Raw genomic sequence first — 22,754 nt, 5'->3', positions numbered from 1 at the left:
CCGTCAGAACGGAGGCGGGCCCAGGTCGGCGGTCTCGTGCGCTCGCGACGGGGCCGGCAGTGCAGGCGGCGTCGGCGGTGCGCGGTGCCGGGTGGTCTCCGGCAGGGGAGGAACGGTCTCGTGGACGCGCCCCGTCGGTGAGGTCCATCGCAGCCGGCCGGCGCCGAGCTGGCGGACCCTCCACCGGGTCTGGTGCTTGAGCACGTGGTGGTGACGGCACAGGTGGGCGAGGTTGTCGGTACCGGTCGTGCCGCCGTCGGCCCAGGCCACGGTGTGGTCGAGATCGGTGCCCGACACCGGGCGGACGCAACCGGGGAACCGGCAGGTGGCATCCCGTTCGGCGAGCATCGCCTTGAGGTCGGCGGGCGCCTGGTATGTGGAGCGGCCGACCGACAGCACCGCGCCGGTCTCGGGGTCGGTGAGGATGCGTCGGAACGACGGGGCGTGCGCGCACAGCGCACGGGCGGTCTCGGCGTCGACCGGGGTGCGGCCGTCGAGGCTGGCCGGGGCGTCGCCGACGCCCAGCAACGACAGGACCGGGACGGTGAGGTGGACCCGTGGCCGGATCGCGCGGGCGATCGGGGCGAGTGCGCCGACAGGGCGCACCGGGGGAGTCCCGGCAGCGGACGGCCCGGGCGCCTCCTCGGGACGCGGCGCTCCGACGGATCCGACGAGATCGTCGGCACCGAGCACACCGCGGTCGAGCGTGCCGTCGTCGAGCAGCAGGTCGGCCAGGACGTCGGCGCGCAGCTGTCCCGTGCTGCGGTCGTCGCCCTCCGAGCGGAGACGAGTCGCGGTGCTGGTCAGCCGGTCGTGGACGGCGTGGGCGAACGGCGCCGGCAGGTGCGCGGTGAGCCAGGCCATGCCGTCGCGCCCGGGATCGAGCCAGACCTCGCGACGCGAGGTCTCCTCGGCGTGGCGGACGTCGGCGGGTACCGGGTGGGCCTCCTCCCGGGCGCGGCGAGCCCGCGACCGGAGCTGAGCCGGCGTCGACGTGGCGGCGACCGGCAGCACGCGCGCCTCGACATGCGCCGCTTCCGCGACGGTCAGGTCGTCGATTTCCCGGGCGAGGATCTCGGCCTTCGGCCAGGAGACCGTGCCGTCCACGACGGCGCGTACCGTGCGTGGCGCGACGGTGGTCAGCGTCGTGGCGTGGTCCAGCAGGCGCCGGGCGGCGCCGTCACCGACGTGCAGGGACGTGGCGAGGTCGGCCGTGACGGCACGCAGCGCGAGCTCCCGCTGCCGTCCGGCGTCGGCCCGCCGGGCGATCGCGTCCTCGGTGTCGACGAGCGAGCCGGGGGAGCGGTCCGCCTGCCGCCGGAGCCGGTCGGCCAGCACCGCCCGCAGCCCCTCGAGCGTGTTGACGGCGGCCTGTACCGCTTCGACGGCGTCGAGCGTCGCGTCCAGATCTGCCGGGTGCTCGTCCGCAGAGCCGACGGCATCGAGGCTCGCCACGGCCCTCTGCGTCGCGCGTCGGAGCGCAGCGAGCATCTGGTCGGGTGATGCTCCCCAGGGCTGGTCCGACATCTGCGTCATGCCAGGTAGACTACCAGAAATAGAACAGATGTTCTATTGCGGATGTGTCGACGTGCTGCACGTTCCCCGGTCAGGAGGGGTGGCGCAGGGCCGCTGCCGTCCGGTCGTGCCGGCCGCCGGCTCAGCCCTCGTCGGTGGGGTTGCAGCGCGCCGCGAGCACTGCGACCAGCCCGACGTCGGGACGCCACGGCTCGAGGTTCCACGTCGCCTTGTCGGGGGCGCCCAGGGCGTGGCAGACGAGCTGGTCGCGCATCGTCGCCGTGTCGACCTCCGGGTCGGCGGCCACCAGCTCCGCCCAGACGAGCTCGACGCCCGCGGTCCCGGCCGAGCGGGCCCAGTCCGTCGCGTCGACGGCCAGCGACCGGCCGCCCTCCCGTTCGCCCCAGGTGGCGTCGACGACGCCCGCGGTGCCGAGGGCCGTGCCCACCTCCTCGCGTGCACCGTCGCCGGACGTCGCGCCGTCGTCGTCGGTGCCCGCAGTGCCCGCAGTGCCCACGAGCTCCAGGTGCTGCGGGTCGACGTCCCGGAACGTGGCGGGGCCGTCGGGCCGCGTCAGCCCCCCGACCGGGGACCCGCCGTCGGCGTCGAGCACGCTGACGCTCCCGTCCGCGTGCCGGACGAGCTCGCCGCCGTCGACGGAGAACGTCAGCGGGAGCGCGCCGGTCCCGGTCGACACGGTCCGGGACGCCCCCGTGCCCGCGACCCGTGGGGCGGAGTCCTCGGGCCAGTCGCCGGCGAGGTCCACGACGACGTCGCCCGCCGCGACGCGGAGATGCTGCCCGGCAGCGGACGGTGCCGACGGCGCCGGGGTGCCGGGCATCGCGGTCGTCGGGTCCGTGGTAGGGGACGTGGTCGCCGGTGGCGAGGGCTCGCTCGCGGCGCCTCCTGCGGCGCCCTCGGGATCGGCGTCCGGGCCGCAGGCGCCCAGCACGACGACGAGGCCCACGGCCACCGCGACGCCACAGGCCGGGGTGAGGAATCCGCGGGGAGCGGGGGAGGGCTGCACCCGTCCAGTGTGCGGGTTCCGGCGGGCGGACGGGGCTGGCCACGGCGAGTGAGGTTCGCCTAACCTAGGTCGCGATGAGCAGCAACCCCGGGCGCCGGCCCGTCGAACCACACGTGCTCGTGGCCTCGGTCGTGGCCACCAAGCAGATCTCGCCGCACCTCGTCCGGGTGACCCTCGGCGGGGAGCAGCTGAGCCGTCTCACGTGCCTGGGCGCCGACCAGTGGTTCCGGCTGTTCCTGCCGCGTCCCGGCCAGGACGCGATGAAGCTGCCCACCCGCACCTCGAGCCTCGGCTGGTACGCGCAGTACCTCGCCACGCCGCGCTCGCGCCGGCCGTGGGTACGCAGCTACACCATCCGGGCCGCACGGCCCGAGCTGTCGGAGATCGACGTGGACTTCGTGCTGCACGGTCTGTCCGACGACGGCACCCCGGACGAGCACAGCGGTCCGGCGACGACCTTCGCCGCCACGGCGCGTCCCGGCGACACCGTCGGGATGCTCGACCAGGGCTGCGGGTACGACCCTCCCGAGGACGCGGACTGGACGCTGCTCGTCGCCGACGAGACCGGGCTGCCCGCCGTCGCCGGCATCGGCGAGGCGCTGCCCGCGGACGCGCGGGGTCTGGCGATCGTCGAGGTCCCGACGGCCGACGACCGGCAGGAGGTGCGGGTGCCGGACGGCGTGGACCTGCTGTGGGTGGAGCGGGACCGGGCCGACCCGGCAGCCGTGCCGGGGCAGGCGGCGCTCGAGGTCGTGCGCGGGGCCCGGTTCCCGGCCGGCTCGGTGTACGCCTTCGTCGTCGGGGAGTCCGGCCTGGCGACCGGGACCCGACGTCACCTGGTCAACGACCGGGGCGTGCCCAAGTCGCACGTGCACTTCGCCGGCTACTGGCGACACGGCCGCGCCGCGACCTGAGTCGCGGCGCGGCCCGCATCGTGCCGTCCGCGGGGGACGGGACCGACGGTGTGCGCCGGAGCGGGCGTCAGACCCGCACGACGATCTTGCCGCGCACGTGGCCGGTCTCGCTGGCCCGGTGCGCCGCCGCGGCGTCGGCCAGGTCGTAGACCTCCGCGACCTCGACGGAGACGGTGCCCTCGTCGATCAGGGCGCCGAGCTCGGCCAGGTCGTCCGTCGAGGGGCGGACCCAGACGTACAGCCCGCCGTGCTCGTCGCGTGCCGCCGGATCCGCGATCGAGGCGATCGTGCCGCCGGGGGCCAGGGCAGCCGCACTCGCCGCCACGGCGTCGCCGCCGACGAAGTCCAGCGCCACGTCGACGCCCTCGGGCGCCAGGGCCCGGACGCGGTCCGCGAGACCGTCCCCGTAGGTGACCGGCTCGGCGCCGAGCGCGCGCAGGAAGTCGTGGTTGGGCTCGCTCGCGGTCCCGATCACCCGCGCACCGCGGGCCTTCGCGATCTGGACGGCGAACGACCCGACGCCGCCGGCCGCGGCGTGCACGAGGACCGTCTGCCCCGCGGAGACCCCGGCGCGGCGGATCGACTGCAGGGCCGTCAGACCCGTCAGCGGCACCGCGGCCGCCTCCTCGAAGGACAGCGTCGACGGCTTGGGGGCGAGCGTCCGCACCGGAGCGGAGACCAGCTCGGCGAACGTGCCGCCGTGGACCCAGTCCTTGCGGACGTAGCCGTAGACCTCGTCGCCCACCGCGTACTCGGGGGTGTCCAGGCCGACCTGCTCGACGACGCCGGCGACGTCCCAGCCCGGCACCACCGGGAACTGGGTGTCGAGCAGCCCGTCGAGGTAGCCCTCGCGCACCTTCCAGTCCACGGGGTTGACCGAGGCCGCCTTCACGCGGACGACCACGGCGTCCGCGCCGGGGTGGGGGTCGGGCTGCTCCGTGAGCTCCAGGACGTCGGCGCTGCCGTACTTCGCGTAGGTGATTGCTCGCATTCCCCGGGCAACCGAGGGCCGCGGGCAGGCATTCCGGCACGCGTTGCGAGACGGATCACGATCCCGACCCATCCGCCCCCGCCGGTGCTCCGAACCCTCGATGAGCCGCGAACGTCGCGGCTCGGGACGAAGGGAACGATCATGAAGGCACGTACCCGCGCAGCGCTCGCCGCGCCCGCCCTCTCGCTCGCCGGCCTGCTGGCCGTCACCGGTCCGGCCGCCGCGGCCGACGGCACCGCGTCCGGCGACCTCACGCCGGTGCCCCTCAACGGGGTGGACGGCAGCGGCGACGCGATGGTCTGGGTCGAGGGCACGACCCTCACGGTCGAGTTCGCGGCCTCGGGGCTGCTCGCCGGCAGCCCGCACGCCGCCCACCTGCACTTCGGCCCGGACGCGGCCAACCAGTGCCCGACCGAGGCCGACGACGCCGACGGTTCCGGCACCATCACCACGTCCGAGGGTGTGCCGTCCTACGGGTCGGTCCAGCTCTCGCTGACCACGTCCGGCGACACGTCCGGCGACTCGGCGCTCGCCGTGGACCGCTTCGACACGGCCGAGGGCGGCAGCATCGACTACCAGCGCGGCGAGATCGAGGTCTCCGAGGACCTCGCCGACAACATCCTCGCCGGTGACGTCGCGCTCGTGGTCCACGGTGTGGACTACGACGGCAGCGGTGCCTACGACGGCGACACCGAGTCGGACCTCGACCCGTCGCTGCCCGCCGAGGCCACGGACCCGGCCCTGTGCGGCATCCTCGACGCCGCGCAGATGGACGAGATGCCCGCCGGTGGCGTGCAGACCGGTACCGGCAGCACCGCGGGCGCCGAGCCGGGCGCCCTGATCACGGCCGGTGGCGTCGCGCTGCTCGCCGGTGCGGGCGTCGGCGCCGGGCTGCTCGCCCGCCGTCGCGGCACGCAGGAGTCCTGATGCGGCGCCGACGCGTGGCCGTCGTCCTCGCCGCCGGGCTGGTGCTCGGCGGCGGGACGGCGGTCGCCGTCGGGCTCGGCGACCAGGACACCGGGCCGGGCGAGGTCCCGGCCGCGGCGCCGAGCCCGAGCGGCCCGGCCGGCGGGGCCCTCCCCGCCCCCTCGGCGGCCCCGGCCCCGACACCCTCCGGCGCGCCGACGTCGGAGGCGCCGACGGCCTCGGCGGCGCCGGAGCAGACGTCGGAGCAGCAGGAGCGTGCGGCCTTGCCCGAGCAGGTCCGGATCCCGGCCATCGACGTCGACTCCGACCTGCTGCACCTGGGGCTGAACGACGACGGCACGATCGAGGTGCCCGCCGGGGACGACATCGACCGTGCGGCCTGGTTCGACGGGTCGCCGCGGCCCGGCGAGGACGGCCCGGCCGTCATCGAGGGGCACGTCGACAGCCCGAACGGGGCGTCCGTGTTCTACCGCCTCTCGGAGATGCAGCCGGGCCAGGAGATCCACGTCGACCGGCGCGACGGGTCGACCGCGACCTTCGTCGTCGACCGCGTCGAGCAGTACCCGAAGCGGGAGTTCCCCACGCGCGCGGTCTACGCCAACACCGACGGCCCGGAGCTGCGGGTCATCACCTGCGGCGGTGCCTGGGACGCGGACTGGGGCCACTACGTCGACAACACCGTGGTGTACGCCCGCGAGGTGTGAGGTTCACTCCACGCGCACCCGGTCGGGCGCCGAGTCCGGCCGGAAGCCGCGCCACACGGCGTGCCGCAGGCTGCCCTCGCCGGGGACGTCGCCGGTCCAGCCGGCGTGCTGGACCTCGACGACCTCGGCGGGGGCCACCCACCGGGCGCCGACGGCGTCGGCCGCCGGGACGTCGTCGGTCGCCGGTGCGGACTGCTCGTGCGGGGCGAGCCGCGTGACCACCTCGCGCCGCACCCGGTCGGAGAACCCGGTGCCGACCCGCCCCACGTACCGCCAGCCGTCACCGGACGGCAGCGCGAGCAGCAGCCCTCCCGCCGAGCGAGGGTCCTCGGTCGGCGTCCCGGTCCGCAGCGGACGCCAGCCGATCACCACCGCCTCCTGGGTGGGGGCGTGCTTGATCTTGAGCCAGTCGCGCGAGCGGCGGCCCGCCGCGTACCCGGCCCGCCGGCGCTTGGCGACCACGCCCTCGAGCCCGAGCCGGCGGGACTCGGCCATCGCCTCCTCGGCCGTGCCCTCCAGCCCCGCCGGCACGTGCACCGGGGGCCGTGGCGACACCAGCCGATCCAGCGCGGCACGCCGCTCCGTGTAGGGGTGGTCGGTCAGGTCGACGCCGGCGGTTCGCAGCACGTCGAAGAGGACGAGGTCGACGCCGACCCGTCGGCGGGCACGCTCCACGTCGCGGGGTGCGGCGAGGTTGGCCCGCTGCTGCAACCGGCGGAAGCTCGGCCGCGCGTCCCCGTCCAGGGCGACGATCTCCCCGTCGAGCACGAGAGGCAGCTCCTCGGCCGGCACCATCTCGCCCAGCGCCTGCAGCTCGGGGAACGTCGGCGTGAGGTCGCGACCCGAGCGGGACGTGAGCCGGACCCCGGCTCTGCCGGCAGCATCGTCGGGTGGCAGGACCTCCGCGATCGCGCGGAACCCGTCCCACTTGACCTCGAACGCCCAGTCGGCCGGGTCGAGCCGGGCCAGCTCGGCCGGGGGAGCGCTGGTGGCGAGCATGGGGCGGGGCGCCCGGGCGGGATCTGTCGGAGCCGGCGTGGGTCCCGCGACGGCAGCCTCGCCGGGCTGGGCCTTGGTGCGGTGGATCAGCCACGACCGCTGGTCGTCACCGCCGCGCCCTCCCGTCCGGATCAGGGCGAGCCGCCGCGACCCTCGGCGCTCGCTGTGCAGCGTGACGATGACCTCGGCGCCCTCGCGCCACTTCTCGAGGTCGTAGGTGCCGGTGTCCCAGATCGTCACCTCGCCGCCGCCGTACTCCCCGGCCGGGATCGTGCCCTCGAAGTCGCCGTAGGCCAGCGGGTGGTCCTCGGTCTGCACGGCGAGGTGGTTCTGGTCGGGGTCGGCGGGCTCGCCCTTCGGTAGCGCCCAGCTGACCAGGACGCCCTCGTGCTCAAGCCGGAAGTCCCAGTGCAGCCGGCGGGCGTGGTGCTCCTGGATCACGAACCGCGGCGCCGCGTCGGCCGGGCGTGCAGCGCCCGAGGAGAACGGCTCGGGGGTGCGTCCCGGGTCGCGCTTGGCGCGGTAGGTCTCCAGCCGGTCGAAGGTCGCCAGGTGCTCCGACGTGGGCTCCAGGCGGTCCAGGTGGCCGGCCAGCAGCGGGGCGAGCAGGTCGCCGTCGCGGCCGATCCGCTCGAGGACCTCGGCGTGGTCGAGCTGGCGGAGGTCGGGGTCCTCGAGCTCGTCCCACGTGCGCGGGGCGGCGACCGTCGGCTGCGCGCGTCCCCGCAGGGAGTAGGGGGTGATCGTGGTCTTGGAGCCGTTGTTCTGCGACCAGTCGACGAACACCTTGCCGGTCCGCAGCGACCGCTTCATCTCGGCCACGACGTGGCCGGGGTGCTCCGTGGCGAGGTGCTGGGCGAGCTCCTTGGCGACGGCGGAGACGTCGTCGCTGGTGAGCGTCCCGTGCGGGCCCGTCAGCGGCGCGTACAGGTGCAGTCCCTTGGACCCGCTGGTCACCGGCAGCAGGTCGAGACCCATCCCGGCGACGATCTCTCTGGCCCAGCGGGCGACCTGCGCGCACTCGGGCAGCCCGACCCCGGGGCCCGGGTCGAGGTCGAGCACCATCCGGTCCGGCGGCAGCGGGTCGCCGGTGCGCCCGAACCGCCACTGCGGCACGTGGATCTCCAGGGTCGCCGTCTGACCGAGCCAGGTGAGCGTGGCCAGGTCGTCGACGAGGACGTAGTCGTTGACGGAGTGCCGGTGGCGGATGGTGTGCCGCGGCACCCAGTCGGGGGTGGAGGCGTCGAGGTTCTTCTGGAAGAACGACTGTCCCTCGACGCCGTCGGGCCAGCGCTTGCGGGTGGCGGGTCGGTGCGCCGCGTGCGGGATCAGGACGTCGGCGACCGTGGCGAGGTACTGCAGCACCTCGCCCTTCGTGGTGCCGGTGGCGGGGTAGAGCACCTTGTCGAGGTTGGTCAGCGACAGGGTGCGGCCCGCCACCGTGACGCGCTGGGCCTGCGGGCTCACGAGCCCATCCTGGCGGTGCCCGGGGCGACGCGCAGCGCGCAAGGCGTGCGAGTGCGGTCCGTCGGTCCGAGACTCTCCACGGTGCTCGGTGTCGAGCATCTGCGGCACGAACGGCGAAGGAGCTGTCCCATGAACGCATCGCGTCGGGCACGTCGTGGTCCCACGGCCTGGGTCACGGCACTGGCCGTCGGCCTCGCGACCCTGGTCTCCGCCCCCGCGGCGACGGCGGCTCCGCCCCCCGACGAGTACGTCGCCCTGGGGGACTCGTACGCCGCCGGCTCCGGCATCCTGCCCCTCGACCCGTCGGCGCCGCCCCGGTGCCTCCGGGCCACGCGCAACTACCCGAAGCTCGTCGCCGGCGCGCTCGGTGCCGACCTCACCGACGTCACCTGCGGCGGGGCCGAGACGGCCGACCTGTACGACCGCCAGTACCGGCGGGTGCCGGCCCAGCTCGACGCGGTCACGAGGAAGACGGACCTGGTGACCGTCACCATCGGCGGGAACGACAACGACGTCTTCAGCGGGGCGATCCTGGCGTGCGGGTCGCTGGGCGGCCTGACCCGCGGGTACGGCAGCCCGTGCGAGCACGTCTACGGCGACTACTTCGTCGACCGGGTCGAGCAGCGGACCTATCCTGCCGTGCGGCAGGCGCTCGTCGACGTCCAGCGCCGGGCGCCGCGGGCCGACGTCGTGGTCGTGGGCTACCCGTGGCTGCTCCCGCCCCAGGTCGGGTGCTACCCCGAGCTGCCCTTCGCCCGCGGGGACGTGCCCTACCTGCGCGACCTGCAGGCCACGCTGAACGACGTGCTCGAGCGCGCCGCACGGGAGACCGGGGCGGTGTTCGTCGACCTCTCGGTCGTCAGCGAGGGGCGCGACGCGTGCTCCGGGGCCGGGACGCGGTGGGTCGAGCCGCTGCTCGAGGGGTCCGGGGTGGTGCCGCTGCACCCGAACGCCCGCGGCGAGGCCGGCATGGCCGACGCCGTCCTGGCGACGCTCGGGAGCTGAGCCGCGAGGGGCCGCGGGCGGCGTGCCGACGGGCGCGCCGCCCGCGCGCCGGGAGTGCGATACTCGGCGCCGTGGAGATCCCCGTCGCCTGGTCCGTCGTCCTGCTCGTCGCCGCCGTGTGGAACCTCGTGGTGTGGCCGCAGTTCTGGCGACGCGTGACCAAGGACCCGCGGTCCCGCGACGACGCCGGCCGCCCGACCCGCTTCTACACGGTGCACGCCGTGCTCGTGGGGGTGTCCCTGCTCCTGGGCGTGCTGGTGGGCGTGGTCGGCCTGCTGGGGCTGCTCGGCTGACCGGTCGCGTCCGGTGACCGCCCGCGTGACCATGGGGTGATGAGGGCGATCTGGAAGGGCGCCGTGACGTTCGGTCTGGTGAACGTCCCGGTGAAGATCTACAGCGCCACCGAAGACCACGACGTGTCGCTGCACCAGGTGCACGACGCCGACGGCGGACGGATCCGCTACCGGCGCGTGTGCGAGGTGTGCGGCGAGACGGTCCCGTACGAGCACATCGACAAGGCCTACGACGACGGCGAGCACGTGGTGGTGCTGACGCGGGAGGACTTCGCGGCCCTGCCGGCGGAGTCGAACCGGGAGATCGAGGTCGTCGAGTTCGTGCCGAGCGACCAGGTCGACCCGATCCTCCTCGACCGGACGTACTACCTGGAGCCGGACTCGACGAGCCCCAAGGCGTACGTGCTGCTGCGGCGCACCCTGGAGGAGACCGACCGCACCGCCATCGTGAAGTTCGCGCTGCGCCAGCGCACCCGGCTGGCGGCGCTGCGGGTGCGGGACGAGGTCCTGACGCTGCAGACGCTGCTGTGGGCCGACGAGATCCGCGCCGCGGAGTTCCCGGCGCTGGACGGGTCGACCTCGGTGAGCGACAAGGAGCTGGCGATGTCCGCCCAGCTGGTGTCCGCCTACGAGGCGGACTTCGCGCCCGAGGAGTACACCGACGAGTACCAGGCCCAGCTGCGGCAGCTCATCGACGCGAAGATCGAGAAGGGCGACACGATGGACGCGGCCGAGACGTTCGGCGAGCAGCCGGAGGGCGAGGGCGCCGAGGTCGTCGACCTCATGGAGGCGTTGCGGCGGTCGGTGGCCGCCCAGCGCAAGACCGGCTGACGGCGCAGGACCGGCCGACGGCGCACGCCCGGGCCGGCGGTCCCGGTCAGGACGCGGCAGGTCGCCGCAGACGCTCCACCAGGGCGAGCAGCTCCTCCAGGGGCGGGGGAGCCGCGCCCAGCGAGGCGCGGTGGTAGATGCCGTCCGACAGCAGCACGACGGTCCGCGCGAGGGCGTCGTCGCCCACCTGCTCGGCCACGGTGTCCGTCCACGCCTGCTCGGCGGCGTCGAGCGCGCTGCGGGCGCGGGGGTAGGCGCCGCGGGCGAGCTCGGCCACCGCGAGATAGGTGCGGTCGAACTCGTTGCCGACGTCCGACGACGTACGGAGCAGGTAGTGCACCGGGCCTTCGGGGTCGGCCCGCATCGCGGCGACGTCGGCGGCGATGAGCGCGGTCAGGTGTTCCACGAGCCCGTCGACGAGGGCGTCCTTGGAGCCGAAGTGGTACAGCAGCCCGCCCTTGGAGACGCCGGCGTGGTCGGCGACCGCGTCGAGGGTGGCCGACCGTTCGCCGGAGGTGACGAGCAGGTCGGTGAACGCCTGGAGCACCTTGGCGCGTGCTGCGGGTGGGGGGAGGCATGGTTGCACCCTACCGGCGGAAAGGTTACTGTACCGACTAGACGGTGCAGAAGTCCGACGCGACGCGTCGCCCTGGCCGTCGTGTGCTGTGAAAGGCCTCCCCATGGCTCAGATCCTCACGGCACCGGCTTCCTCGACGACGAACCCCACCCCGGCGCCGGCTCCCGGCGCGACCGTGACGTCCCCGGTCCGGCGGTGGATCGCCCTCGCCGTGCTCATGCTGCCGGTGCTCCTGGTGTCCATCGACAACACGGTGCTCAGCTTCGCGCTGCCGCAGATCTCCGCGGCGCTGGAACCCGGCGGCACCCAGCTCCTCTGGATCGTCGACGCCTACTCGCTGGTGCTCGCCGGGCTCCTGGTCCCGATGGGCTCGGTCGCCGACCGCGTCGGACGGCGTCGCCTGCTGCTGACCGGCGCCGTCGGCTTCGCGGCCGTGTCCGCCCTCGCGGCCTTCGCGCCCAGCGCCGGTGCGCTCGTGGTCGCCCGCGCCGCCCTCGGCTTCTTCGGGGCCATGCTCATGCCGTCGGCCCTGTCGCTGCTGCGCAACGTCTTCACCGACCGCGCCGAGCGACGCCTCGCCATCGCCGTCTTCGCCTCCGCCTTCGCGGCCGGCTCCGCCGTCGGGCCGATCGTCGGCGGCGTGCTGCTGGAGCACTTCTGGTGGGGGTCGGTGTTCCTTCTGGCCGTCCCTGTGCTCGTGCTGCTCGGAATCCTCGCCCCGATCTTCGTCCCGGAGTCCCGCGACCCCGCGCCGGGACGGGTCGACCCGCTCTCCGTCGTCCTCGTCATGGCGGCCATGCTGGCCGTGGTCCTCGGCATCAAGACGCTCGCCAAGGGTGACCTGCTGGGGCTCGCCGAGCTCACCGTCGGCCTCGGGATCGGGGCGGTGTTCGTCCGTCGTCAGCTGGGCCGGCCCGACCCGATGCTCGACGTCCGGCTGTTCACGCACGCCGCCTTCACCGGCAGCGTGCTGGTCAACCTGCTGTCGGTGTTCGCGCTCGTCGGCTTCCTGTTCTTCGTCTCCCAGGACCTGCAGCTCGTCATCGGGCTCTCCCCGGTGCAGGCCGGTCTCGTCCTGGTGCCGGGCACGATCACCACGGTCGTCGCGGGGCTGTCGGTCGTGCGGATCGTCCGTCGTGTCCGGCCCGCGGTCATCGTGGCCGCCGGGCTCTGCGTGTCGGCCACCGGCTACCTCGTCACCGCCCTCGTGGCCGGGCGGGGCGAGGCCGGGTGGATCGCCGTCGCCTTCGTCGTGCTCGCGCTCGGGGTCGGGATGGCCGAGACCATCTCCAACGACCTCATCGTCTCCACCGTGCCGGCGGCGAAGGCGGGTGCGGCCTCGGCCATCTCCGAGACCGCGTACGAGGTCGGGGCGGTCCTGGGCACCGCGGTGCTCGGCGGCATCCTCACGGCGTCGTACCACGCGGCCGTCCGGGTGCCCGACGGCGTCACGCCGGCCGAGGCGGCCCGCGCGGCCGAGACCCTCGGCGGGGCGACCAACGTCGCCGCCGACCTGCCCGCCGACCAGGCGAGCGCGCTGCTCGGCTCTGCGCACGCGGCGTTCGGCAGCGGTGTGGTGACGACCTCCGTCATCGGGTTCGTCGCGGTGCTCGGCGCCGCCGCGATCGCGCTGACCACGCTGCGCCGCGCGACCTCCTGACGTCCCCGGACGGCGGTGTGCGGGACAGTCGCCGCAGGGTGTCAGGATGGGGACACGATGACCGAACGCCGTACCCCGCCCCGCTGGCTGCGCTGGACCCTCGTGGTCACCGCGGCCGTGGTCGCCTGCGTCGTGTACGGCGTGACGACCGCGTCCGCCGAGCTCAACCTCGGCCCGCACGAGGCCGTCTACGAGGTCGACACCGACGGCCTCGTGGTCACCGACCTCGGTCCGCTGGGCACCCTCGAGATCGACTCGCCGCTCCCGCTCGGCCTCGGCGTGGACGTCACCGTCCAGGAGATCCCCGCCGACCTGACCGCGGTCGACGACGCCTCGACGCTGGACAAGCTGGTCGGCGACCTCGACCGCTACCTCCAGTTCTACGACAGCCCCCAGATCACCTTCGATGCCGTCACCTGGGCCCTGGTCGCCTCGGCGGCGCGCCGGACCGTGGGGGCCCTCGTCGTGGTGGCGCTCGCGGCCTGGGGCGTGCGGCTGCTGCTCGGGCCCCGGCGTCGCGACGAGCTCTCCGCGACGCTGGCCCCGCGCACCTGGCAGCTCACTGCCGGGGCCGTCGTGGTCGGGGTCGTCGGGTCGACCCTGGTCGCCGCCGACGTGACGCCGCCGCGGGCCGGGCGCCCGGCGTCCGAGGTGTTCGCGGGGACCGCGCTGGAAGGAGCGCGCATCACCGGGCGCCTGGCGTCCGTGGTCGACACCTACGGGGGCCAGCTCCTGGAGCTGTACGAGGAGAACGAGGCGTTCTACGCCGCGGCGGACGACGACCTGCACGACGCGTGGCGCGCCTGGGAGATCCGTGACGCCGTGCGGACCAACCTCGGGGCGGCCTCTCCGGTGCCCGAGGACGCGGTGACGATGCTCGTGGTCTCCGACCTGCACTGCAACACCGGCATGTCGCCGCTGATCCGGTCGACCGCGGAGCTGTCCGGCACGGACGTGATGCTCAACGCCGGGGACACGACGATGAACGGCACAGCCGTCGAGAAGGCGTGCGTGGACTCCTTCGCGGCCGCCGTGCCCGACGACGTGCCCATGATCGTCGCCGACGGCAACCACGACTCGGTGCTGACCTCCGCCCAGGAGGCCGCGCACGGTCAGGTGGTGCTCGACGGGTCCGTCGTCGAGGCGTCCGGGGTGCGCATCCTCGGCGACCGGGACGTCCTGGAGACCCGGATCGGCGAGGGCACGACCGTGGCGCGCGAGCGCACCCCGGCCGAGCAGGCCGCCGAGCTGGCCGCAACGGCCTGCACGGAGGGCGACGTCGACCTGCTGCTGGTGCACACTCCCGTGGTCGGGGACCCCGCGCTGGAGTCCGGCTGCGTGCCTTTCCAGGTCTCGGGGCACACCCACCGGCGGGCCGGGCCCGTGCAGGTCGGCCAGGGGATCCGCTACGTGTCGGCCAGCACGGCCGGGGCGGCCTCCGGGCAGGCGACCGTCGGCCCGTTGCGCGGGACCGCCGAGATGACGCTGCTGCGGTTCGACCCCGAGGACGGCCGGGTGCTGGACGTCCAGGTCGTCTCCGTGAACCCGGCCGGTCAGGCCACGGTGCACGACCGCGAGCCGGTGCCCGAGGTCGTGCCGGCGGTCGGGCAGCTCGAGCCGACGGCGGCGCCGGAGGCCGCCCCGGTCACCCCGAGCCCCGAGGCGTCGCCCGTCGCGACCCCGCTGGAGCTCGAGGACCCGCCGGACGGCGGGAGCACCCAGGAACCGTCCCCCTCGCCGAGCCCCGAGGGGCCGCTCGCGCCCTGACCCACCACGTAGGCTTCGGGTGTGAACGACACCGACACCACCCGGCCGGCCGATCTGACCCCGGTGGCGCAGGACTACCTCAAGGCGATCTGGTCGGCGCAGGAGTGGAGCGACGAACGGGTCACCACCGGCCTGCTCGCCGACCGCCTGGGCGTCGGGCCGTCCACGGTGTCGGAGACGGTGCGCCGGCTGACGGCGCAGGGCCTGCTCGGGCACGAGCCGTACAGCGGGGTCTGGCTCACCGACGAGGGCCGTCGGCACGCCCTGACCATGGTGCGTCGACACCGGCTGCTCGAGACCTGGCTGGTGCGTGAGCTCGGCTACGGCTGGGACGAGGTGCACGACGAGGCCGAGGTGCTCGAGCACGCGGTCTCGGACCTGCTCGTCGAGCGCATCGACGCCCGGCTGGGGCACCCCGTCCGCGACCCGCACGGCGACCCCATCCCCACGGCGGACGGCCGGGTGGTCCGCCCCGACGCGGTCCCGCTCGAGGACCTGGCCGAGGGGGAGCGGGGCGTCGTGGCGCGGATCTCCGACGCCGACCCCGACGCGCTGCGCTACCTCGCGGACCTGGGTCTCGAGCTCGACGTGGAGGTGACCGTCGTGGAGCGTCGCGACTACGCCGGTACGCTCTCCCTGACCTGGACCGGGCCCGCCGGTGCCGTGGCCGTCGACCTGGGCCACCTCGCGGCCTCGCGCGTGCGGGTGGTCCGCGCGTAGGGTGGGGGCATCCCCGACGACGTGCCCACGTGAGCTGCGTGGCGCCGTCGAATCGTTTCGAGAGGACGTGAACGTGACCGTCGCGCCACCCCGACCCACCACGGGACGCCCGGCCCTCGGTGCCGGACAAGCCCTGTTCGCCCTGGCCCTCGGCGGCTTCACCATCGGCACCACCGAGTTCGCCACGATGGGGCTGCTGCCCCAGATCGGTGCGGACCTGCAGGCGAGCGACCCCGTCGTCGGCCACGCGATCACCGCCTACGCCGTCGGCGTCGTCGCCGGCGCGCCGCTGCTGACCGTGGCCGCCGCCCGGATGTCCCGGCGTCGGCTCCTGCTGGTGCTCATGGGCGCCTACACGGTGGCGAACGTCCTCTCCGCCGCCGCGCCGAGCATCGAGTGGCTGGTCGCCGGCCGGTTCCTCGCCGGGCTGCCGCACGGCGCCTTCTTCGGCGTCGGGGCCGCCGTCGGGGCGGCGGTCGCCGGCCCCGGGAGGCGCGGTCACGCCGTGGCGATGATGATGACGGGACTGACCGTGGCCAACGTGGTCGGCGTCCCGCTCTCGACCGCCGTCGGGCAGGCTTTCGGCTGGCGCGTCGCGTTCGTGCTGATCGGCGTGCTGGGCGGCATCACGCTGCTCGGGCTGTGGCGCTTCGTGCCCGAGCAGGGGCCGGTGCCGACCAGCGTCCGCCAGGAGCTGGGGACGCTCGCCAACGGTCCGCTGTGGGTCGCGTTCGTCGGCGGTGCGATCGGGTTCGGCGGGCTGTTCGCCGTCTACACCTACGTCGCGCCCACGGTCACGCGGGTGTCCGGCATGAGCGAGAGCGCCGTGCCGTGGGTGCTCGCCGTCATGGGCGTGGGGATGACCGTCGGCACGCTGCTCGGCGGCCGGCTCGCCGACCGGTCCGTGCTGGGCACCCTGCTCGGCGGCTACGTCGCCACCGGCCTGTCCCTCGTGCTGTTCGCCCTGACCGCGACCAGCGCGGTGGGGGCCGTGCTGGGCCTGTTCCTCCTCGGGGTCACCTCGCAGGTGCTCGGGATCGCGATGCAGACGCGTCTGATGGACCTCTCCCCGCGGGCCCAGTCCCTCGGCGCGGCACTGTGCCACTCGGCGCTGAACGTGGGCAACGCCGGCGGCGCCTTCGTCGGCGGGCTCGTCATCGCCGGTGGCTGGGGGTACGTCGCCCCGGCCTGGGCCGGGCTGGGCCTGACGGTGGTGGGTCTGCTGATCGTGCTCGTGTCCCTGCGCACGACCCGGCCGGCGCCGGCGGCCGAGGGGTGCGATACCGTCACCCCGTGACCGAGACAACCGTCGACGGCGCACCGGCCGTCGCACAGCCCCGCCCGCTGGCGGACCGCACCTACGGCACACTGCTCGTCGTGCTCGGCGCCGTCGGCTTCGGCGGCGCGATGTGGCTGGCCGTCGAGAGGATCCTCAAGCTCCAGGACCCCGACCGGGTCACGTCCTGCTCGATCAACCTGTTCCTCGACTGCGGCATCGCCATGGAGTCCTGGCAGGGGGCGCTGCTCGGCTTCCCCAACCCGTTCATCGGTGTGGCCGCCTTCCCCGTGGTGATCACCAGCGGGGTCGTGCTGCTCGCCGGGGCGCGGCTGCCGCGGTGGTACCACCTGTGGCTGCTCGGCGGGACGGTGCTCGGTCAGCTCCTGGTCTTCTTCCTGATGTGGACGAGCTTCTCCGTGCTCGTCGCCCTCTGCCCGGCCTGCATGGTCGTGTGGACGATCATGTGGCCGCTGCTGTGGTACCAGGTCGTGCACACCGTGCAGGAGGGGCACCTGCGCGTCGGGGAGGGGCTGCGTCGCCTCGTCCTGGGCTACCGCGGCGTGATCCTCGTCATCGGCTACGTCGTGGCGGTCGCCTGGCTGCTCCTCGCCGTCGGGTCGCCGCTCGTCGCCTCCTTCTGAGGGGCTCCGTCGGCCCGCGGGCAGCCCGGCGGCCGTCGCCCGGACCGTGAGAAACCGGACGGGGCCCGAGCGTCCCGGCCGGTAGACTCGCCCGGGTGAGCACGCCCAACGCCGACACCACTGACCTGTCCGCCGCCCCGCAGCGCCCCGACGAGCCCGAGCACCGGTACACCCCGGCCCTCGCGCAGGAGATCGAGCTGCGCTGGCAGGACCGGTGGGAGGAGCGCGGCACGTTCCACGCCGCGAACCCCACCGGCGAGCTCACCGGTCCCGACGGGGCCGAGCCGGCCGGACGGCCCTTCTTCATCATGGACATGTTCCCGTACCCCTCGGGGGCGGGGCTGCACGTGGGGCACCCGCTCGGGTTCATCGCCACCGACGTCGTCGGCCGCTTCCGCATGATGTGCGGCGACAACGTGCTGCACGCCATGGGCTTCGACGCCTTCGGCCTGCCCGCCGAGCAGTACGCCGTGCAGACCGGCGAGCACCCCCGCCTGGTGACCGAGCGCAACATGGTCACCTACCGCCGCCAGCTGCGCCGGATGGGGCTGGGGCACGATCCGCGCCGCAGCTTCGCCACCATCGACGACGACTACGTGCGCTGGACGCAGTGGATCTTCCTGGAGATCTTCGACTCCTGGTACGACGCCGACGCCGAGCCGGTCGACGGCGGCACGCAGCGCGGCCGAGCCCGCCGGATCTCCGAGCTGCGCGCGGAGCTGGCGGCCGGGACCCGGCCCGTGCCCGGGCACGACGGCGACAACACCGGCGGCGCCGTGTGGTCCACGCTGAGCGAGCCCGAGCAGCGCGACGTCCTGGACGCCCAGCGCCTGGCCTACGTCGACTCCTCCCCGGTGAACTGGTGCCCCGGCCTGGGCACCGTGCTGGCCAACGAGGAGGTCACCGCCGAGGGACGCTCCGAGCGCGGCAACTTCCCGGTGTTCACCAAGAACCTGCGCCAGTGGAAGATGCGGATCACCGCCTACGCGGACCGCCTGGTCGACGACCTGGAGCTCATCGAGTGGCCCGACAAGGTCAAGGCGATGCAGCGCAACTGGATCGGCCGCTCGACCGGCGCCAACGTGACCTTCCACGTCGTCGGTGCGGGTGACGCGGACGCCGACGCCGCCGGCGCGGGCGCCGCCATCGAGGTGTTCACCACCCGGCCCGACACGTTGTTCGGCGCGACCTTCATGGTGGTCTCCCCGGAGCACCCGCTGCTGGACGAGGTCCCGGCCGGCTGGCCCGACGGCACCCGCGCGGTCTGGACCGGCGGGCACTCCTCCCCGGTGGAGGCCGTGGCCGCCTACCGTCGCGAGGCGGCCGCCAAGACCGCCGTCGAGCGGCAGGCCGACGCCGGCAAGAAGACCGGCGTGTTCACCGGTCACCTGGCGGTCAACCCGGTCAACGGCGAGACCGTCCCCGTCTTCACGGCGGACTACGTGCTGATGGGCTACGGCACCGGCGCGATCATGGCCGTGCCCGGCGGCGACGACCGCGACCACGCCTTCGCCGAGGCCTTCGAGCTGCCGATCGTGCACACCGTCGAGCCGGCCGGCGGGCTGCCCGAGGGGCACGAGGGCGCGTGGACCGGCGACGGCGTCACCGTGCGCTCGTCGAACGACGAGATCTCCCTGGACGGTCTCGGCGTGGCCGAGGCCAAGGCGCGGATCATCGCCTGGCTCGAGGAGAAGGGCGCCGGCCGGGGCACGACCACCTACCGCCTCAACGACTGGCTGTTCAGCCGCCAGCGGTACTGGGGCGAGCCGTTCCCGATCCTCTGGGACGCCGAGGACCGCGCCGTCGCCATCCCCGGTGACCGCCTGCCCGTGGACCTGCCCGAGGTGCCGGACTACGCGCCGCGCACCTTCGACCCGGACGACCGCGACTCCGAGCCGGAGGCGCCGCTGGGCCGCAACGACGACTGGGTGCACGTCACCCTGGACCTGGGCGACGGCCCGCAGCAGTACCGCCGCGACACCAACACCATGCCCAACTGGGCCGGGTCGTGCTGGTACTACCTGCGCTACCTGGACCCCACCTGGGGCACCGACGACCAGGGCGACGGCGAGCGGCCCGTGGTCGACCCGGCGCTGGAGCGGTACTGGATGGGCCCCCGGCACAACGACACCTCCGGGCCGGCCGGCGGCGTCGACCTGTACGTCGGCGGCGTCGAGCACGCCGTGCTGCACCTGCTGTACGCGCGGTTCTGGCACAAGGTCCTGCACGACCTGGGGCACGTCAGCTCCCGCGAACCGTTCGGCAAGCTGTTCAACCAGGGCTACATCCAGGCCTACGCCTTCACCGACGATCGCGGTGCCTACGTGCCCGCCGCCGACGTCCAGGGTGACGAGCAGGCCGGGTGGACCTACCAGGGCCAGGCCGTCGAGCGCGAGTACGGCAAGATGGGCAAGTCGCTGAAGAACGTCGTCACCCCCGACGACATGTACGCCGAGTACGGCGCCGACACCTTCCGGGTGTACGAGATGGCGATGGGCCCGTTGGACCTGTCCCGGCCGTGGAACACGCGGGACGTCGTCGGCTCGCAGCGGTTCCTGCAGCGGCTGTGGCGCAACGTCGTCGACGAGACCGACGGGTCGCCGGTGGTCACCGAGGACGAGCCCGCGCCGGACACCCTCAAGGCGCTGCACCGCACCATCGCGGACGTGCGCGCCGAGATGGAGGGCATGCGGCCCAACACGGCGATCGCCAAGCTCATCACCTACAACAACCACCTGACGGCCCTGGACCGCGTGCCGCGTGCCGCCGTCGAGCCGCTGGTGCTCATGGTCGCGCCCATCGCGCCGCACATCGCCGAGGAGCTGTGGGAGCGCCTCGGGCACACCGCGTCGCTGGCGCGCGAGCCGTTCCCCGAGGCCCGCGACGAGTACCTGGTCGCCGAGACGGTGACCTGCGTCGTGCAGGTCAAGGGCAAGGTGCGCGGGCGCGTCGAGGTGTCGCCCGACATCTCCGACGACGACCTGACGGCGGCGGCCCTGGCCGAGCCGAACGTGATGCGGGCGATCGACGGCGCCGAGATCCGCAAGGTGATCGTCCGGGCGCCGAAGCTGGTGAATGTCGTCGTCTGAGCCGGAGGTGCAGCAGAGGCAGGGGGCCGAGCGCAGCGAGGCACGCGGCGGGCGCGGAACTGCAGGCTCGGACGGCGCGACAGGCCCGGCGTCTGAGGTGGCGTCGACACCTGGCTCCCGCCTGGCCGGGGCGCTCGCCGGGATCGAGCGCGCCTTCGCGGCCCCCACGCTCGGGCTGCTGCACAAGGCCGAGGCGCCCCTGGTGGTCGCCGTGCTGCGCTGCGTGTTCACCCCGGACCGCCCGACGGTCGCCACCGAGCAGCTGCACGTCGAGGTGGACGACCTGCTGGACGGCTTCCGTGCCGCCCGGGACGACGGCGGTGCGCCGGCGGCGTCCGGCGCACCCCGGGTGCCGGACGAGCCCGCGCGCGTGCTGTGCACCCGGTGGGTGCGCGAGCGCTGGCTCGTGCGGTCCCTGGACGACGGCGGCGCCGAGCGGTACCAGCTCTCCAGCTACGCCACCGAGGCCCTCGACGTCGTCGCGCGCACCCAGGGCGGCCGGGGCCTGGTCAGCGAGTCCCGGATCCGGACGCTGCTCGTCGCGCTCGACGACCTCGCCCGGGACGCCTACCCGGACCGCGAGGCCCGCATGCGGCGGCTGCGCGCGCGGATCGACGAGGCGCAGGGCGAGCTCGCGCGCCTCGAGGCCGGGGGAGAGGTGGAGCCCGTCGCCGAGGAGCGCCTGGGCGAGCAGTACGACCACCTGCTGTTCCTCGTGCGCGAGCTGCCCGCCGACTTCGCCCGCGTGGCGGAGTCGCTGACCGTCCTGCAGCGCGACCTGGTGACCCGCCTGCGTCAGGACGACCGGTCCACCGGCGTGGTGGTCGCGGAGTACCTCGACGCCTCGGAGAACCTGCTCGACAGCACCACCGAGGGCCGGGCGTTCGCCGGGGCGATGGAGCTCCTCGGCGATCCCGAGCTCCTGGACTCCCTGGAGCAGCGCGTGCGCGAGATCCTCGAGCACCCGTTCGCCGTGGACCTGCCGGTGGCGCAGCGGAACGCGCTGCAGGGGCTGCGGTCGCAGCTGGTCACGGCCATCGAGGTCGTGCTCGCCGCGCAGGCCCGCGTCTCGCGGACCGTGACCGCGCAGATCCGCCACCACAACCCACTGCGCGACCGCGAGGTCGACAGCGCCCTGCGCGAGGCGACCGCGGCGATGGCGGACTGGTTCCCGGCCAGCGGCCGGGCGGCCCGGGTCGAGCCGCTGCGCTGGTTCGAGCGTGCCGTGCCGGGCCGGCTGCGCACCACCCTGCACGACCTGCGTCCCGAGACACCGCCCGAGCAGCTCGACCCGTGGGCGCCCGAGGACACCGACGACCCGGACGGGGCGATCGACGAGCTGCGGGCGATGGGCGGCCCCAGCCACCAGGACCTCGCGGCGCGGCTGGCCGGGCTGACGGCGCCGAGCACCGTCGGGGCGGTCTTCTCCGACGGCCCGGCGGCGCTGCGCCGGCCGGTGGAGCTGCTCGGCTACCTGGACCTGGCCGTCGACGGCGGCCGCCCCGGTGCCGACGACGCCGCGGCCGCGTCGCCACCGGAGGCCCCCCGCACCGGGGACGTGCCCGCCGACGGGCTGGAGCGGGTCACCGCCACCCGCGCCGACGGCACCACCCGCGACTTCGTGCTGCCCCGCACCCCGATCAGGAGGACCGATGACTGACGCCGGCGAGGGCACCTTCGTCGAGACCGCCGCGATCGAGGACGACGACGCCGCGCTGTTCGCCGGCGACAGCGGCGTGCTGCCGTTCGAGGCCCGTCGCGTGCTGGCGCTCGTGATGCAGCGTCGCTACCTGTCCGCCGCGGAGCACCCGGCCGAGTGGACGGCGCTCCTGGCCCACCAGCAGGTGCTGTCCTCGCGGCTGCACGACCTGTTCGTCGAGCTCGTGGTGGACCGCGACTACGAGATCGCCTACAAGCGCCAGGTCCGGTCCGACGGGCTCGCGATCCCGGTGCTGCTGCGCGACGAGCCGTTCAAGCGGGTCGAGACGCTGCTCATGCTCTACGTGCGCAACCGGTACCACCAGGAGCAGGGTGCCGGGCACCCCGCCGCCTACGTGGACGCCGAGGAGATGACCGACTACGCCCTCGGGTTCCTCGCCCACGACGAGACGAACCTGGCCGCCCGGCACCGCGAGATCGAGAACGCCGTCGCCGCGCTGGTGCGCGAGCGAGTGCTCGAGGAGGTCGCCACGGGGCGGTACCGCGTGGGCGCGGTGGTGGAGATCCTGCTGCCCGTGGACCGGCTGCGCGAGCTCACCGCGTGGTTGCGCGGCACAGGCACCGGTGCCGCCGACGGTGCCGACGCGGGCACCGACCACCGTCCCGACGAGACGCAGGAGATCGCGTGA

The 22,754-nt window shown here is 74.4% G+C and carries 19 protein-coding genes; 14 read left to right on the top strand and 5 right to left on the bottom strand.

Annotated features, from left to right (window positions below; translation table 11 throughout):
- Nucleotides 1-3 precede the first annotated feature (3 nt).
- Nucleotides 4-1,536: an HNH endonuclease signature motif containing protein gene (locus PO879_RS10520; protein ID WP_278234854.1), complete on the bottom strand. Its 1,533-nt coding sequence runs from the start codon at nt 1,534-1,536 to the stop codon at nt 4-6.
- A 121-nt stretch (nt 1,537-1,657) separates the two neighbouring features.
- Entirely contained in the window at nt 1,658-2,542 is an 885-nt protein-coding gene (locus tag PO879_RS10515) for a DUF2599 domain-containing protein (RefSeq protein WP_278234853.1), read from the bottom strand.
- A 74-nt stretch (nt 2,543-2,616) separates the two neighbouring features.
- Between PO879_RS10515 and PO879_RS10510 the strand changes: the two genes are divergently transcribed.
- The gene (locus PO879_RS10510) at nt 2,617-3,456 is read left to right on the top strand and encodes a siderophore-interacting protein (RefSeq protein ID WP_278234852.1); all 840 of its coding nucleotides are present in this window, start codon (nt 2,617-2,619) and stop codon (nt 3,454-3,456) included.
- A gap of 67 nt (nt 3,457-3,523) precedes the next feature.
- Here PO879_RS10510 and PO879_RS10505 read toward each other — a convergent pair whose 3' ends face one another.
- Entirely contained in the window at nt 3,524-4,447 is a 924-nt protein-coding gene (locus PO879_RS10505; RefSeq protein WP_278234851.1) for an NADP-dependent oxidoreductase, read from the bottom strand.
- Between the two features lie 141 nt (nt 4,448-4,588).
- Here PO879_RS10505 and PO879_RS10500 point away from each other — a divergent pair, with 141 nt between their 5' ends.
- The gene (locus tag PO879_RS10500) at nt 4,589-5,374 is read left to right on the top strand and encodes a hypothetical protein (protein ID WP_278234850.1); all 786 of its coding nucleotides are present in this window, start codon (nt 4,589-4,591) and stop codon (nt 5,372-5,374) included.
- Nucleotides 5,374-6,078 carry a class F sortase gene (locus PO879_RS10495; protein WP_278234849.1) on the top strand — a complete coding sequence of 235 codons (705 nt, stop codon included), beginning with the start codon at nt 5,374-5,376 and terminating at the stop codon, nt 6,076-6,078. Before PO879_RS10500 ends, PO879_RS10495 begins: the two co-directional genes overlap by 1 nt.
- A gap of 3 nt (nt 6,079-6,081) precedes the next feature.
- On the opposite strand, the gene PO879_RS10490 is transcribed toward PO879_RS10495, so the two are convergent.
- A complete protein-coding gene (locus PO879_RS10490) occupies nt 6,082-8,544 on the bottom strand; it encodes an ATP-dependent DNA ligase (protein WP_278234848.1) in 2,463 nt (820 codons plus the stop codon).
- A gap of 129 nt (nt 8,545-8,673) precedes the next feature.
- Here PO879_RS10490 and PO879_RS10485 point away from each other — a divergent pair, with 129 nt between their 5' ends.
- The 3 genes from PO879_RS10485 to PO879_RS10475 all read left to right on the top strand — a co-directional run bounded on the left by PO879_RS10485 (nt 8,674) and on the right by PO879_RS10475 (nt 10,673).
- Entirely contained in the window at nt 8,674-9,549 is an 876-nt protein-coding gene (locus PO879_RS10485; RefSeq protein ID WP_278234847.1) for an SGNH/GDSL hydrolase family protein, read from the top strand.
- A 71-nt stretch (nt 9,550-9,620) separates the two neighbouring features.
- Nucleotides 9,621-9,842 (top strand): hypothetical protein, encoded by a 222-nt coding sequence (locus PO879_RS10480; RefSeq protein ID WP_278234846.1) that lies wholly within the window; start codon nt 9,621-9,623, stop codon nt 9,840-9,842.
- Nucleotides 9,843-9,881: 39 nt separating this feature from the next.
- Nucleotides 9,882-10,673: a Ku protein gene (locus tag PO879_RS10475; protein ID WP_278234845.1), complete on the top strand. Its 792-nt coding sequence runs from the start codon at nt 9,882-9,884 to the stop codon at nt 10,671-10,673.
- Nucleotides 10,674-10,719: 46 nt separating this feature from the next.
- On the opposite strand, the gene PO879_RS10470 is transcribed toward PO879_RS10475, so the two are convergent.
- Nucleotides 10,720-11,220, bottom strand: coding sequence for a TetR/AcrR family transcriptional regulator (locus PO879_RS10470; protein ID WP_278234844.1), 501 nt, complete (start codon nt 11,218-11,220; stop codon nt 10,720-10,722).
- 133 nt (nt 11,221-11,353) lie between these two features.
- Here PO879_RS10470 and PO879_RS10465 point away from each other — a divergent pair, with 133 nt between their 5' ends.
- From PO879_RS10465 to PO879_RS10430, 8 genes are all read left to right on the top strand, one after another.
- On the top strand, nt 11,354-12,910 hold the full coding sequence (locus tag PO879_RS10465; protein WP_278234843.1) for an MFS transporter: 1,557 nt from the start codon (nt 11,354-11,356) through the stop codon (nt 12,908-12,910).
- 57 nt (nt 12,911-12,967) lie between these two features.
- Nucleotides 12,968-14,677 carry a metallophosphoesterase gene (locus tag PO879_RS10460; protein WP_278234842.1) on the top strand — a complete coding sequence of 570 codons (1,710 nt, stop codon included), beginning with the start codon at nt 12,968-12,970 and terminating at the stop codon, nt 14,675-14,677.
- Between the two features lie 21 nt (nt 14,678-14,698).
- Nucleotides 14,699-15,397 (top strand): metal-dependent transcriptional regulator, encoded by a 699-nt coding sequence (locus PO879_RS10455; RefSeq protein WP_278234841.1) that lies wholly within the window; start codon nt 14,699-14,701, stop codon nt 15,395-15,397.
- Between the two features lie 73 nt (nt 15,398-15,470).
- Nucleotides 15,471-16,694, top strand: coding sequence for an MFS transporter (locus PO879_RS10450; RefSeq protein ID WP_278234840.1), 1,224 nt, complete (start codon nt 15,471-15,473; stop codon nt 16,692-16,694).
- Nucleotides 16,691-17,317 carry a vitamin K epoxide reductase family protein gene (locus PO879_RS10445; protein ID WP_278234839.1) on the top strand — a complete coding sequence of 209 codons (627 nt, stop codon included), beginning with the start codon at nt 16,691-16,693 and terminating at the stop codon, nt 17,315-17,317. The genes PO879_RS10450 and PO879_RS10445 overlap by 4 nt, the downstream gene beginning before the upstream one ends.
- Before the next feature lie 95 nt (nt 17,318-17,412).
- A complete protein-coding gene (gene leuS, locus PO879_RS10440) occupies nt 17,413-20,406 on the top strand; it encodes a leucine--tRNA ligase (protein WP_278234838.1) in 2,994 nt (997 codons plus the stop codon).
- A gap of 97 nt (nt 20,407-20,503) precedes the next feature.
- Complete coding sequence (locus PO879_RS10435; protein WP_278234837.1) at nt 20,504-22,066, top strand: DUF3375 domain-containing protein; 1,563 nt, start codon at nt 20,504-20,506, stop codon at nt 22,064-22,066.
- On the top strand, nt 22,059-22,754 hold the full coding sequence (locus tag PO879_RS10430; RefSeq protein WP_278234836.1) for a DUF4194 domain-containing protein: 696 nt from the start codon (nt 22,059-22,061) through the stop codon (nt 22,752-22,754). Before PO879_RS10435 ends, PO879_RS10430 begins: the two co-directional genes overlap by 8 nt.

Source organism: Isoptericola sp. AK164, from assembly GCF_029643425.1.
GTDB classification, from domain to species: Bacteria; Actinomycetota; Actinomycetes; order Actinomycetales; family Cellulomonadaceae; genus Isoptericola; species Isoptericola haloaureus.
The sequence above is the reverse complement of the archived record's forward strand: the minus strand, read 5'-3'. Positions and strand labels throughout refer to the sequence as shown.

Bases quoted from the DNA above. Each gene is read 5' to 3' on its own strand.
- PO879_RS10475 (WP_278234845.1), top strand. From the start codon at position 9,882: ATGAGGGCGATCTGGAAGGGCGCCGTGACGTTCGGTCTGGTGAACGTC.
- PO879_RS10430 (WP_278234836.1), top strand. From the start codon at position 22,059: ATGACTGACGCCGGCGAGGGCACCTTCGTCGAGACCGCCGCGATCGAG.
- PO879_RS10505 (WP_278234851.1), bottom strand. From the start codon at position 4,447: ATGCGAGCAATCACCTACGCGAAGTACGGCAGCGCCGACGTCCTGGAG.
- PO879_RS10495 (WP_278234849.1), top strand. From the start codon at position 5,374: ATGCGGCGCCGACGCGTGGCCGTCGTCCTCGCCGCCGGGCTGGTGCTC.
- PO879_RS10485 (WP_278234847.1), top strand. From the start codon at position 8,674: ATGAACGCATCGCGTCGGGCACGTCGTGGTCCCACGGCCTGGGTCACG.
- PO879_RS10510 (WP_278234852.1), top strand. From the start codon at position 2,617: ATGAGCAGCAACCCCGGGCGCCGGCCCGTCGAACCACACGTGCTCGTG.
- PO879_RS10465 (WP_278234843.1), top strand. From the start codon at position 11,354: ATGGCTCAGATCCTCACGGCACCGGCTTCCTCGACGACGAACCCCACC.
- PO879_RS10460 (WP_278234842.1), top strand. From the start codon at position 12,968: ATGACCGAACGCCGTACCCCGCCCCGCTGGCTGCGCTGGACCCTCGTG.
- PO879_RS10500 (WP_278234850.1), top strand. From the start codon at position 4,589: ATGAAGGCACGTACCCGCGCAGCGCTCGCCGCGCCCGCCCTCTCGCTC.
- PO879_RS10520 (WP_278234854.1), bottom strand. From the start codon at position 1,536: ATGACGCAGATGTCGGACCAGCCCTGGGGAGCATCACCCGACCAGATG.